This is a genomic window from Novosphingobium aerophilum (genome assembly GCF_014230305.1).
Taxonomy (GTDB): Bacteria; Pseudomonadota; Alphaproteobacteria; order Sphingomonadales; family Sphingomonadaceae; genus Novosphingobium; species Novosphingobium aerophilum.
Map to the genome: position 1 here is coordinate 46,507 of NZ_JACLAU010000022.1, position 12,183 is coordinate 58,689.

Sequence of the window (12,183 nt, forward strand, 5' to 3'; positions counted from 1 at the left end):
GCAGGTTCAACCCCGCCCCAGCACCCTTGCCTCCACGGCCCGGAACAGGGCGTCCAGGTCCTCGCGGCTGACGTCGAGCACTTCGTCCCATTCCTCCAGCACGGCGTCGAGATCGGCCGGGGAGTAGCGGGCCGGCCCCACGGGGGCCGGGGCGGCGCGGTGGGGATAGCGGTGCCCGGTGGCATTGTTCCACAGCCAGCCGGCCACGAGCAGTCCGGCGAGATTCACCGCGAGCAAGGGCAACATTGCGGGATGGCCCAGAGCCCCGATCAGCGCGCAGGCACCGCCCGGCGGATGGAGGCAGCGCGCCAGGCTCATCGCCACCAGCGCGAGGCCGAGCGCGAGCGGCGCGGCGAGCGCGGGCGCCGGGACCAGGCCATGGACCAGCAGCCCGACCAGCATGGCGAGCAGCGATCCGCCGAGCACCGGCCAGGGCTGGGCCAGCGGGCTGGCCGGCAGGGCCAGGACCAGCACGGCCGAGGCGCCGACCGGCGCGACCAGCAGGGCGCCCTGCCAGCCGGGCGGGAGCAGGCGCGCCGCGAGCAGCGCCAGGGCGATCCCCAGGGCACCCCCCAGGGCGCCACGCAGGTAGCCAAGGCGGCCGGTGGCGCGCGAGGCGGCGCGGGCCAGGGGATGGACAAGGAGGCGGTAAGGCATGGCCGCGCCATCGGGCGCCCGGCGGCAAATGGCAAGCGCCCATGCCGCCGGCGGAACGGTCAGAGATCGAGCCGGTACCAGGCGCTGTCGCACCAGCCGATATGGGTCTGCATGGTGTTGCGGACCGTTTCGACATGGCGGAACCCGCACCGCTCCAGCAGCCGCCGCGACGGGGCATTGCGCGGATCGACATCGGCCAGCAGGTGATCGCAGGCCCGCACGTCCCGCATGTGGGCGATGAAGCCACGCAGCGCCTCGGTGGCGATCCCCTGCCCGCGGCAGTCCGGGTGGAGGGCATAGCCGATCTGCGGCAGGCGCCAGCAGCCGAGCTTGCCGACGATCCGGCCATCATGCTCAATGAACAGGTCGAAGGCGCTGCCCGCCGGATCGTCGAACACCGGCTGCAGCCAAGCGGCGGTCTCCTCCAGCGAACCATGCGCCGGGCCGGACCAGTAGGTCATTGTCGCCGGATCGCGGAACACGGCGTGGATGTCCGGCAGGTCGGCCGGGGTTGGACGGCGCAGGATCAGGCGGTCGGTGCGGATCATCGCGCCCGGATGCCACAACGAAAAAGGGGCCGGCAAGCCGACCCCTGTTCCGTATCCTGTCCGGCCGCGTGGGCCGTCCGGGAGATCAGCGCTTCGAGAACTGCCAGCCGAGGCGCGATTAGCGCTTCGAGAACTGGAAGCTGCGGCGGGCCTTGGCCCGGCCGTACTTCTTGCGCTCGACCACGCGGGGGTCGCGGGTGAGGAACCCGGCGGCCTTGACCGTGCTGCGCAGCGCCGGCTCGAACTTGGTCAGCGCCTGGGCGATGCCGTGCTTGACCGCGCCGGCCTGGCCCGAGAGCCCGCCGCCCTTGACGGTGCAGACCACATCGTACTGGCCGAGGCGATCGGCGACCTGGAACGGCTGGTTGATCACCAGACGCAGGGTCGGACGGGCGAAGTACACGTCCTGGTCACGGCCGTTGACGGTGATCTTGCCCGAACCGGGCTTGATCCACACGCGGGCCACGGCGTCCTTGCGGCGGCCGGTGGCATAGGAACGGCCCTGCGCGTCGATTTCCTTCTCGCGCAGCGGCATGGTCGGAGCGGCCGGAGCCAGCGGGGCGGCGGCATCGGCCGCGCCGGTGGCGGCAACCGGAGCGCCGGCGGCGAGCGCGCCGAGATCGGCGAGATCGGTAACGGTGTTATCGGACATCAGGCGCCCACCTTGTTCTTGCGGTTGCGGCTGGCCACGTCGAGCGCGACGGGCTGGGTGCCGGCATGGGGGTGTTCGGCCCCGGCGTAGAGGTGCAGGGCGCGCATCTGGGCGCGGCCGAGCGGACCACGGGGAATCATGCGCTCCACGGCCTTTTCCAGCACGCGCTCGGGGAAGCGGCCTTCCAGCACCTTGGCGGCGGTCACTTCCTTGATCCCGCCCGCATAGCCGGTGTGCTTGTAGTACACCTTCTGCTTCAGCTTGTTGCCGGTCAGGCGCACCTTGCCGGCGTTGATCACGACGACGTGATCGCCGCAATCAACGTGCGGGGTGTAGCTCGGCTTGTGCTTGCCGCGCAGGATGTTGGCGATGATCACCGCGAGGCGGCCGACCACCAGGCCTTCGGCATCGATCAGATGCCAGTTCTTCTCCACCTCGGCCGGCTTGATCGACCGGGTGACCGTGCTGAGCGCCTTCATGGCTTGGTCTATCCCTATGATTCGTTGATCGCCGGACGGGGCCCGACGGTCAGGAAGGCGCGCCAATGGCGAAAGTGCCGCGCAGAGTCAAGGTTTGCGGGGGTTTGCGGAGAGGTAAAATAATACCGTGAAGGGTGGGCGCGACGATCCTCCCACGTTTTGCGCCGTACAACAGGGGAGAATCAGGCCGACCCCACCCCCGCCAGCCACGCCAGCGTCCCCGGCGCTGCCGCATCGCAGCGCCAGCCGAGGATCGCGGGCGTGTCATAGGGGTGGACCTCGCCCAGCCGCGCAACCGCGCGGTCAAGCCGGTCGGCCGTGGTCTTGAACAGCACGCCGACCTCGTCCCCCGCCTGCCGTTCACCCTGCCAGACATAGAGCGAGCGGATGGCGGGCAGGATATTGGCGCAGGCGATCAGGCCCTCGTCGAGGAGGACGCCCGCCGCCTGCTCCGCACTGGCGCCATCGGGGAACGGGCACCAGATCAAGGCAGCCGTCACCGCATTCACGCCCGGCGCCCCAGGGCGTGCGCCCCCCAGGTCGTCGCGGCGACCAGCAGCGCGCCGCCCAGTTGGTGCAGCACGGCGAGCCACAGCGCGATCCCGCTCATCACCGTGGCGATGCCCAGCAGCACCTGGACCCCGAAGGCGCTGTGCACCGCGACAGACACTGGCCGGGCGCCGATCCGGCGCAACTTGCGGCCCATCACCACCAGCACGGCCACCACCACCCAGGCAAACCAGCGGTGATCGAAATGGGTCAGGAACGGATCGTTGAGCGCGGCGTGGAGCGGCCCGCGGCCCCAGTCCACGCCCGCGGGAAAGGCTTCGCCCTGCATCAACGGCCAGTCGCTGGCGACATGCCCGGCGCGCATGCCGGCGACCAGCGCGCCCATGAACAGTTGCAGCGCCAGGGTGCCGAGCGCGAGCAGGCCGAACCCGGTCAGGCGGTGCGGCGATTCGCCCCGCGCCTCGGCAAACAGGTCGAGCGCGGTCCAGACCAGCCCGCCCAGGGTGAGCAGGGCGGTGAGCAGGTGCGTGGCGAGGCGGAAATGGCTGACCCGCACATCGTTGACGATGCCCGACTGGACCATCCACCAGCCGATCGCCCCCTGCAGCCCGATCAGCGCGATCAGCGCCAGCAGCCGGGGCTTGTAGCCGGCCGGGACCTGCCCGCGCAGCCAGAACCACGCGGTCACCGCGATCAGCACGGTGCCGATCAGCCGCGCAATCAGCCGGTGGACCCATTCCCAGAAGTAGATGAACTTGTAGGTCGCCAGCGTCATCCCCGCCGGGCCGTTGACCTGCAGATACTGCGGGGTCTGGCGGTAAGCGTCGAATTCGGCCTGCCAGGCGGCCTCGCTCAGCGGCGGCAGAGTGCCGGTGACCGGCTTCCATTCGGTGATCGAGACCCCCGATTCGGTCAGCCGGGTGATCCCGCCGACCGCGACGATCCCCACCACCAGCGCCGCCACCAGCAGCAGCCAGCGGCCGAGCGGCAGCGGGCGGGCGCGATCCGCAGCGGGGGAGGAGCGGGGAGAGAGCGTGGCGGACGGGCCGGCGGCAAGGGCGTCAGACATGGCGCCCCGATGCGCCCCCACCCGCGCGAGTTCAAGCGTCTTGTGGGGTAGGGTGCGGCGGAGGTGCGCCGGGCGGGGTGGCCGGACGCGTGCCCGGCAAGGCCCCCTCCGTCGGGCGCGTACGGCGGCCGCCGCAGAGGGCTGACGGAGGGGGCGGGCTGCAGCGGGCGGCATGACGGTGTGCGACCCCACCTTGATTGATGTTACAATATAACATACATGGGCGGCACGATGCGTGATGCCATCCTCTCGATTCGCGACCGGCTCGACGGGTTCGGGGTGTTCCTCTCCGGGCTCTGCGCGGTCCATTGCCTGCTGGGGCTGATCCTGGTCCCGCTGATCGGGCTGGGCGGCGGGGTGCTGCTGTCGCCGCGGATTCACGAGGCCGGGCTGGCCCTGGCGATCACGGTCGGCGTGGTCACGCTGGGCCTGTCGGCCCTGCGCCACGGGCGCCTCCAGCCGGCCCTGATCGGCGCGCTCGGCATCGTCCTGATGGCCCTGGCGCTCGGCGTGGGCCACGGCACGCGCGAGGCCGTCCTGACCATCGCCGGGGTGGCGCTGGTCGCAACTGCCCATTTGCAGAACTTGCGCGCCGCCGTCTGAGCGCTATCTGCGCTTGCCATGACCACGCACCTGTCCCTCATCGTCAACGGCGAGCCGCGTCGCGCGTCCGCCGGCCAGTCGATCGCCGACCTTGTCACCGGCCTCGGGCTCAACCCGGCCAAGGTCGCGGTCGAACGCAACGGCGATATCGTCCCGCGCGCCACTCTGGCCCAGGTCCTGCTGGGTGACGGGGACCATCTGGAGATCGTCCACTTCGTCGGCGGCGGCGAGGACGCGCCGGCCGACCAGGACACCTGGACCGTGGCCGGGCGGACCTTCCGTTCGCGCCTGATCGTCGGCACCGGCAAGTACAAGGACTTCGCCCAGAACGCCGCCGCGGTCGCCGCATCGGGGGCCGAGATCGTCACCGTGGCGGTGCGCCGGGTCAACATCTCCGACCCGACCGCGCCGATGCTGACCGACTTCATCGATCCGGCCAAGATCACCTACCTGCCCAACACCGCCGGCTGCTTCACCGCCGAGGACGCGATCCGCACGCTGCGCCTGGCCCGCGAGGCCGGCGGCTGGGACCTGGTCAAGCTGGAAGTCCTGGGCGAGGCGCGCACGCTCTACCCCGACATGCGCGAGACCCTGCGCGCGACCGAGATCCTGGCCAAGGAAGGTTTCCTGCCGATGGTCTATTGCGCCGACGATCCGATCGCCGCGCGCCAGCTGGAAGAGGCCGGGGCCGTGGCGATCATGCCGCTGGGCGCGCCGATCGGGTCGGGGCTGGGCATCCAGAACAGGGTGATGATCCGCCTGATCGTGGAAGGGGCCAAGGTGCCGGTGCTGGTCGACGCGGGCGTGGGCACGGCCTCGGACGCGGCCGTGGCGATGGAGCTGGGCTGCGAGGGCGTGCTGATGAACACCGCCATCGCCGAGGCGAAGGACCCGGTGCTGATGGCCCATGCCATGAAGCTGGCGGTCGAAAGCGGCCGCGCCGCCTATCGCGCCGGACGCATGCCAACCCGCCGCTATGCCGATCCGTCGAGCCCGCTGGCCGGGCTGATCTGAGGTAGCCAATCCGCGACACGGCTGGCGCGGCGCGCAAACCCGTCATCCCAGCGAAGGCTGGGATCTCTCTCCGGATTGTCGAACGCCGGCGAACGGCGCCTCAAACAGGGGCACCACCCAGCCGCCAAAGGTCCCAGCCTTCGCTGGGATGACGGGTGCGTGAAGACAAAGTCCCGCCGCTTGAACCTTACCTTGCCAGCGGGTGCGCTCCCGGGGGCATGGTTAACCCGATCCTTACCAGCCGGTGCCATCCTGCCGGCGTGGAACAGTCCACCGGCAACAGGATCATGCCCATGCGCTACGGCCGCACCACGTCGCTTGCCATCGCGGAGTTCCGCGAGTTCGCGGGCTTTTCCCCCTGCGAACAGCGCTACATCAAGCGCAGCCTCGATATCGGGCTGGGCCGCCAGGACGCGTTCAAGCTGTGGGCCCGCGATGCCGAGGAATCGGCCTCGATCCGCAGCCAGTACATCGCGTACCAGGAACTCAAGACGCTCCGCCGCGACATGCCCGACGAAACCGCCTTCGAAGGGATCGAGGCCTTTGTCGGCAAGCTGATCCGGGTTTCGGCCTTCGATCTGGCGCAGGAGCGGCTGGCCTGTTTCTCGGCCTACCGGTTCCTGTACGAACGCCTGCTCGGCCCCGAGGTGCGCCCCTGGCTGCCGGCCGCGTTCTGCGGCGCCGCGGCCCTGCCGCAGATCCGCCCGGGTCTGCGCAAGGAACTGCTCCAGTCGATCAGCGAAGCCGCCGCCACGGCGCCGGGCTGGTCCGACACCGCACCCAGCTTCTATCCGGAGTGGGTGGAGAAGGAAGCGGCCTGAGGGCGAACCCCGGCGCAATCGCTCCCGCCTTGGCGCCACCATGCCGCGGCTTCGCCTCAGGCGCCTCCACACAACTGAGCCCAGCCGGACGATGGATCCTGAAACGAGTTCAGGATGACGAACCTCGCCATGTGTGCCCAGCGCATGCCTTCAGGCTCCCACCCTACCCCTTGTACAGCGCGTCCAGGCGATCCCCGTAGCGCGCCTTCAGCTTGTGCCGGCGGATCTTGAGGCTGGGGGTCATTTCCTCGTTCTCGATCGTGAACGGTTCGTCGGCGAAGGCGAACTGGCGGACCTTCTCGATCACCGAGAGGTCGCGGTTCACCCGGTCGACCGCCTCGCGCACCGCCGAGCGGAAGGCCGGCAGGTCCTGCAGCGCGGCCATGTCGTACTTTTCGCCGTTGTCCCGCGCCCAGGCGAGCGCCCATTCCGCGTCGGGCACGATCAGCCCGGCGATGTAGGGCCGCTTGTCGCCCACCACCATGGCCTGGGCGATCTCGGGCTGCAGGGTCAGCATGCCCTCGACCTTCTGGGGCGAGACATTGTCGCCCTTGTCGTTGACGATCATGTCCTTCTTGCGATCGGTGATGACGATCCGACCCTTGTCGTCGATATGGCCGATGTCCCCGGTGTGGAGCCAGCCATCGATGATGGTCCGCGCGGTTTCCTCGGGATTGCGCCAGTAGCCCTGCATCACCAGCTCGCCCTGGACCAGGATCTCGCCATCGGCGGCGATCTTCACCGTCACGCCCGCCATCGGCGGGCCGACGGTATCCATCTTCAGCCCCACCTTCGGTCGGTTGCAACTGACGATGGGGCCGCTCTCGGTCTGGCCATAGCCCTGCAGCAGGGTCAGCCCCATGGCCTGGAAGAAGGTGCCGATCTCGGGGTTGAGCGGCGCCCCGCCCGAAACCATCGCCTTCACGCGGCCGCCGAAGCGCTGGCGGATCTTGGGGCGCAGCAGCTTGTCGATGACCAGGTCGATCGGCAGGTCGGTGAGGCGCCGGCCGCGGGTGGCGATGGTCAGGGCGCGGTCCATCAGGTAGTTGGCCACGCGGCCCTGCTTTTCCACCTGCTTCATGATCCGGGTGCGCAGCACCTCGAACAGGCGCGGCACCACCACCATCACCGTGGGGCGGACCTCCTCGATGTTGCTGGCAAGCTTTTCCAAGCCTTCGGAATAGTGGATCTGTCCGCCCAGCGCGATCGGCAGGTACTGACCGGCGGAATGCTCGTAGGCGTGGCTGAGCGGGAGGAACGACAGGAACACCTCGGGCGTGCGGCCGGACTGGTCCCAGGCGAAATCCTCGGCGAAGATGGTGGCTGCGCCGGCGACGTTGCACAGGATCGCGCCATGATGCTGCATCACCCCGCGCGGGGCGCCGCCGGTACCGCTGGTGTAGATCAGGCAGGCCAGGTCCTGGCGCTTGATCCCGGCGATCCGGGCGTCGACCGCGCGCCGCGCCGCCGCGGCGTCGCCGGTGACCAGCGCCGGCCATTCGTGGCAGTCGGTCTGGCCGAGCTGGGGCAGCTTGAACGATTCGATCGCGATCAGGTGGCGCACCGCGCCGCCGTGGAGCACCGCCGGCAGCAGCGGCTTGGCCAGCTTGGCGCTCGCCACGATCACCGCCCGCGCCCCGGAATTGTCGAGGATGTGCTGGTGATCGCGCTCGGTGTTGGTGATGTAGGTGGGCACGGTGACCAGCCCGGCCGCCATGATCGCCAGATCGGCGATGCACCATTCGGGGCGGTTGTCGGCCACCAGCATGACCCGGTCGCCCGGGGTCAGGCCCATGCCGGCCAGGGCCTCGGCCAGCAGGCAGACCTGGTCGGCGGTCTGGCGCCAGGTCAGCGATTGCCAGGCGCCATCGCGCTTGGCGAAGAGAAATGGCTGGTCCCCGAGCGCATCGGCGCGCTGCAGGAACAGCGCGACCAGGTTCGGGCTGGCATCGAAATCGGCAAGCTGCACGTGTCTGTCCTCGTCCCCCTTGGCGACGCGCCATGCGTCGCTGCCCTTACGGCTTAGCCGACCAACCTAGTCGGGGGAGCGGGCCGGGACAAGCGGGCCGGAAGGGGTTGGGCCGGGACGATCGGGCAAGGCCCCGACCAGCCGGGCCGAAGGGGCATGACGACAGGACCGGGTGCGCTCAGGGCGTGGCCGCGGCGCCCTCGCTGCGCGGATCGGCGGCGCCGACCAGCTTGCCGTTCACCACCTCGACCGCATTGGCCTTGAAGCTGGCCTCGCGCGGGCGGACATCGGCGTGGCCCAGCGCCTGGAGCGCGGGGATCATCGCCTCGTGCGCCGAGCCCTTCTCGACGAAGACCGTCGCGCCGGGCGCATAGAGCACCGGCAGGGCAATCGCCTGCTGGGCCGGCAGGTTCCAGTCGAGCACGCCAATGATCGCCTTGGCGACCTGGGCCGGGATCGTCGTCCCGCCCGCCGCGCCGACCGCCAGCCGCAGGTGCCCGGCGGCGTCGTAGATCAGCGTCGGCGACATCGAGCTGCGCGGCCGCTTGCCCCCGGCCACGGCATTGGCGGCCGGCTTGCCGTCGGTGGTCGGGGCGAAGTTGAAGTCGGTCAGTTCGTTGTTGAGGAAATAGCCGTTCACCATCAGCCCCGAGCCGAAGGCGCTTTCAATCGTGTTGGTATAGCTGACCGCGCTGCCCCAGCGGTCGACCGCGACGAAATGCGTGGTGCCGTGCTCCTCCTGGGCCGGGCCATCGGCGCGCGCCAGCCGCTGCGCCCCGGGCGGGGTCCCGGCGCTGACCAGGGCGAGGGTCTTGCCCGGATCGATCAGGGCGGAGCGGCCCGCGAGATAGGCCGGGTCCATCAGCCCGGAGACCGGCACCTGCACGAAATCGCCGTCCCCCAGGTAACGCTCGCGATCGGCATAGGCGAGCCGCATCGATTCGGCGATCAGGTGCCAGGCGACCGGCGACTGCGGCCCCAGCGCGGTCAGATCGAACCGTTCGAGCTGCTTGAGGATGGCATAGACCGTGGTCGCGCCCGAGGACGGCGGCCCCATCCCGCAGATGCGCCACTGGCGATACATCCCGCAGAGCGGCTCGCGCACCACCGCCTTGTAGCCCGCGACGTCGGCCAGGGTCATCGGCGCGCCGCCGGACGGGGCCGTGCTGACCTCGCGCGCGATCGCCGCGGCATTGGCGCCGGCATAGAAGGCTTTCGGCCCGGACGCCGCGATCCGCGCCAGCGTGGCGGCCAGCGCCGGGTTCTTCAGGCGCGTGCCGACCGCCACGGGATTGCCGTCCGCCCCGTAGTACAGGGCCTTGGCATCGGGATCGAACTGGCCCGAGCGCGCCGCGCGGGCGAGCGTGGTGTTGAGCCGTGCGGTCACCAGGAAGCCGTCGCGGGCCAGCCGGATCGCCGGCTGGAACAGCCGCGCCCAGGGCAGCCGGCCATATTTGGCATGGGCCTCGGCGGCGAGCGCGATCGCCCCGGGCACACCGACGCTGCGGGCGCCGGGCACGACCTCGGGCCAGGGAATCGGCCGCCCGTCGCGCAGGAACCATTGCCCGTCGGCCGCGGCCGGAGCCCGCTCGCGCCCGTCGAAGGTCACCACTTCGCCCCGCGCATCGCCGCGCAGCAGAAAGCCGCCGCCCCCGATCCCCGAGCTTTGCGGTTCGACCACGTTGAGCGCCAGCATCACCGCCAGCGCGGCGTCGGTGGCCGAGCCGCCGGCCTTGAGGATTTCCGCCCCGGCCGCCGCGGCGCGCGGATCGGCCGCCGACACCATGCCTTCGACATGGACGGGCGCGGGGCCACGTGCCGCCGCCGGCATGGCGAACACCGCCAGGGCCAGCGGCAGCGCCAGCGCCAGCAGGGCAGTGGAAAGCGAACGGCGGGCGGCGGGGGGGAGCGGAGTCATCCCCACACGCTATTCGCTCCCCACCGCCTCCGCAATCGTCGAGAAGCCGTATTGCCGCAGCAGAGTTTCGAGCCCGCGGGTGATCCGCCGCGCGATCCCCGGCCCGGCATAGACCATCGCGCTGTAGAGCTGGACCAGGCTGGCCCCGGCGCGGATGCGGGCGAAGGCGTCCTCCGCCGTGGCGATCCCGCCCACCCCGACCAGCGGGATCGCCCCGCCCGTCGCCCGGCGGAAATCGCGCAGGCGCTGTTGCGCCAGGTCGCGCAGCGGCGCCCCGGACAGGCCGCCGGTCTCGCCGCCATGGGCCGAGCGCAGCGGGGGGCGGGCGATCGTGGTGTTGGACACGATCAGCGCGCCCAGCCGGCGGTCCAGCGCGATCCGGGCGATCGCGTCGATATCGGCCGGCTCCAGATCGGGCGCCACCTTGAGGAACACCGGCGGCCCCTCCGGCCCGCGCGCGGCCAGCACGCCGTCGAGCAGGTCGGTCAGCGCGCTTTCATCCTGCAGCGCGCGCAGGCCGGGGGTGTTGGGGCTGGAGATGTTGACCGCGAGATAGGACGCCAGCGGCGCCATCAGCCGGGTCATCGTCGCATAGTCGGCGCTGCGATCGACCGAATCCTTGTTGGCGCCGATGTTGATCCCGACGATCCCGGGACGAGCTGCCCGGGCCGCGAGCCGGGCCACGGCGGCCTCGGCTCCGCCATTGTTGAAGCCCATGCGGTTGATCACGGCCTGGTCCTCGACCAGCCGGAACAGCCGCGGACGCGGGTTGCCGGCCTGGGGCAAGGGCGTGATCGAGCCGACCTCGGCAAAGCCGAAACCCAGCCCCAGCAGGGCATCGGGCACTTCACCATCCTTGTCGAAGCCCGCCGCCATGCCCAGCGGATTGGGGAAGGTCAGCCCGGCCACGGTGGTGACCAGCGGCCCCGCCGCGGGCCGCGTCGGCGCCCCGCCCCCGCGCAGCTTCAGCCCCGCCAGCGCCAGGCCATGAGCGCGCTCGGCGTCGAGGCGGAACAGGGCGGGGCGGAGCAGGGCGTAGATCATCGCGCGCCTATGCCAGCCGTCCCGGGCACTGTCCATGTGGGCGGGCTATGCAGGCGGGCCATCAGGTGGGGCAGGACACACGAAGCAGAGGCCCATCATCGCCAGCATGATTCAGGAAAACGGTGGCATGTCGAATCCGTACAATTCTGCAACCCAACACTGCGGCTATCGCCCAAGTGCGACCCGAAGGGCTCTCGCACCGACGTGCGTTGAGTTCTTTACTTTGAAGGGGCGGTTGCCCGGGCCCGGCCCGGTTGTGACCGCCCCCTTTTTTGGTGATGGGGTCGTTTGCGGGCACAAGCCTGGAACCCCCGCCTCATCCCCTCGCTCATCCTGAGCCTGTCACACGACGGACGGGGAGCGGACCGTGGCCGGCTTCGGCCGATCCCTCCTTGGTCGTCGCGCCGGCCTTGAGCCGGGGCAGGGCTTGCGTGGCAACGGTTGGGGAAGAACAGCCCTGTCCCGGGTCAAGCCCGGGACGACGAGGGGAGAGTTGTGTAGACAGATTCGAACGACCGATTGCGCCTGGGGTCCGTCGTGAAATCCCGCGCTGTTCCCGCACCAAACCTCGCCCAGCCTGAGCTTGTCGAAGGCCACGCGCCGGCATCCGCCCCACATTCCTGCGACCGTGCCTCCAGATGGAACGCCCCGGATACCCAGCTCAACCGCCTCGCGTGGGCTTCGACAAGCTCAGCCTGAGCGGGGTTTGGGGATATCCGACTGTGGAGTTGGTGACTCCATTCGTCGAGCCGCCCAACGCCCGCTTCCCACCGATAGTGTTGAAAAAGTCGGCCTTGCACTGGGTGTGAGCGTCTGATTCAGCATCAGAATGCTGAAGGACGCCAAGCGATGATGGGCGAGCGCCGGATGGCGCAGGAGGCCCTGTTCTACGAGTTCAG

12 protein-coding genes are annotated in these 12,183 nt (G+C 70.3%); 3 read left to right on the forward strand and 9 right to left on the reverse strand.

Annotated elements, in window-relative coordinates; all coding sequences use genetic code 11:
• Positions 1-6: 6 nt before the first annotated feature.
• From H7F49_RS12960 to H7F49_RS12985, 6 genes are all read right to left on the reverse strand, one after another.
• Positions 7-657 carry an HPP family protein gene (locus H7F49_RS12960; protein ID WP_185684020.1) on the reverse strand — a complete coding sequence of 217 codons (651 nt, stop codon included), beginning with the start codon at positions 655-657 and terminating at the stop codon, positions 7-9.
• 59 nt (positions 658-716) lie between these two features.
• A complete protein-coding gene (locus H7F49_RS12965; protein ID WP_185684021.1) occupies positions 717-1,205 on the reverse strand; it encodes a GNAT family N-acetyltransferase in 489 nt (162 codons plus the stop codon).
• A 118-nt stretch (positions 1,206-1,323) separates the two neighbouring features.
• Complete coding sequence (rpsI, locus tag H7F49_RS12970; protein ID WP_185684022.1) at positions 1,324-1,857, reverse strand: 30S ribosomal protein S9; 534 nt, start codon at positions 1,855-1,857, stop codon at positions 1,324-1,326.
• Complete coding sequence (gene rplM / locus H7F49_RS12975) at positions 1,857-2,336, reverse strand: 50S ribosomal protein L13 (protein WP_185684023.1); 480 nt, start codon at positions 2,334-2,336, stop codon at positions 1,857-1,859. Before rplM ends, rpsI begins: the two co-directional genes overlap by 1 nt.
• Positions 2,337-2,518: 182 nt before the next feature.
• Positions 2,519-2,836, reverse strand: a complete 318-nt coding sequence (gene cutA, locus H7F49_RS12980) for a divalent-cation tolerance protein CutA (RefSeq protein ID WP_185684024.1) — start codon at positions 2,834-2,836, stop codon at positions 2,519-2,521.
• A 5-nt stretch (positions 2,837-2,841) separates the two neighbouring features.
• Positions 2,842-3,915 carry a COX15/CtaA family protein gene (locus tag H7F49_RS12985; protein ID WP_185684025.1) on the reverse strand — a complete coding sequence of 358 codons (1,074 nt, stop codon included), beginning with the start codon at positions 3,913-3,915 and terminating at the stop codon, positions 2,842-2,844.
• 231 nt (positions 3,916-4,146) lie between these two features.
• Here H7F49_RS12985 and H7F49_RS12990 point away from each other — a divergent pair, with 231 nt between their 5' ends.
• The 3 genes from H7F49_RS12990 (at position 4,147) to H7F49_RS13000 (ending at position 6,353) form a co-directional block, all read left to right on the forward strand.
• The gene (locus H7F49_RS12990; protein WP_185684026.1) at positions 4,147-4,518 is read left to right on the forward strand and encodes a MerC domain-containing protein; all 372 of its coding nucleotides are present in this window, start codon (positions 4,147-4,149) and stop codon (positions 4,516-4,518) included.
• An 18-nt stretch (positions 4,519-4,536) separates the two neighbouring features.
• The gene (gene thiS, locus H7F49_RS12995; RefSeq protein WP_185684027.1) at positions 4,537-5,532 is read left to right on the forward strand and encodes a sulfur carrier protein ThiS; all 996 of its coding nucleotides are present in this window, start codon (positions 4,537-4,539) and stop codon (positions 5,530-5,532) included.
• 293 nt (positions 5,533-5,825) lie between these two features.
• A complete protein-coding gene (locus H7F49_RS13000; RefSeq protein WP_185684028.1) occupies positions 5,826-6,353 on the forward strand; it encodes a hypothetical protein in 528 nt (175 codons plus the stop codon).
• A gap of 163 nt (positions 6,354-6,516) precedes the next feature.
• On the opposite strand, the gene H7F49_RS13005 is transcribed toward H7F49_RS13000, so the two are convergent.
• From H7F49_RS13005 to H7F49_RS13015, 3 genes are all read right to left on the reverse strand, one after another.
• Positions 6,517-8,322, reverse strand: a complete 1,806-nt coding sequence (locus H7F49_RS13005; RefSeq protein WP_185684029.1) for an AMP-dependent synthetase/ligase — start codon at positions 8,320-8,322, stop codon at positions 6,517-6,519.
• 178 nt (positions 8,323-8,500) lie between these two features.
• Positions 8,501-10,240 (reverse strand): gamma-glutamyltransferase, encoded by a 1,740-nt coding sequence (gene ggt, locus H7F49_RS13010; RefSeq protein WP_407940309.1) that lies wholly within the window; start codon positions 10,238-10,240, stop codon positions 8,501-8,503.
• 9 nt (positions 10,241-10,249) lie between these two features.
• A complete protein-coding gene (locus tag H7F49_RS13015) occupies positions 10,250-11,284 on the reverse strand; it encodes a quinone-dependent dihydroorotate dehydrogenase (protein ID WP_185684030.1) in 1,035 nt (344 codons plus the stop codon).
• Positions 11,285-12,183: the final 899 nt, after the last annotated feature.

Bases quoted from the DNA above. Each gene is read 5' to 3' on its own strand.
- H7F49_RS12960 (WP_185684020.1), bottom strand. From the start codon at position 657: ATGCCTTACCGCCTCCTTGTCCATCCCCTGGCCCGCGCCGCCTCGCGC.
- H7F49_RS12965 (WP_185684021.1), bottom strand. From the start codon at position 1,205: ATGATCCGCACCGACCGCCTGATCCTGCGCCGTCCAACCCCGGCCGAC.
- rpsI (WP_185684022.1), bottom strand. From the start codon at position 1,857: ATGTCCGATAACACCGTTACCGATCTCGCCGATCTCGGCGCGCTCGCC.
- rplM (WP_185684023.1), bottom strand. From the start codon at position 2,336: ATGAAGGCGCTCAGCACGGTCACCCGGTCGATCAAGCCGGCCGAGGTG.
- H7F49_RS12985 (WP_185684025.1), bottom strand. From the start codon at position 3,915: ATGTCTGACGCCCTTGCCGCCGGCCCGTCCGCCACGCTCTCTCCCCGC.
- H7F49_RS12990 (WP_185684026.1), top strand. From the start codon at position 4,147: ATGCGTGATGCCATCCTCTCGATTCGCGACCGGCTCGACGGGTTCGGG.
- thiS (WP_185684027.1), top strand. From the start codon at position 4,537: ATGACCACGCACCTGTCCCTCATCGTCAACGGCGAGCCGCGTCGCGCG.
- H7F49_RS13000 (WP_185684028.1), top strand. From the start codon at position 5,826: ATGCGCTACGGCCGCACCACGTCGCTTGCCATCGCGGAGTTCCGCGAG.
- ggt (WP_407940309.1), bottom strand. From the start codon at position 10,240: ATGACTCCGCTCCCCCCCGCCGCCCGCCGTTCGCTTTCCACTGCCCTG.
- H7F49_RS13015 (WP_185684030.1), bottom strand. From the start codon at position 11,284: ATGATCTACGCCCTGCTCCGCCCCGCCCTGTTCCGCCTCGACGCCGAG.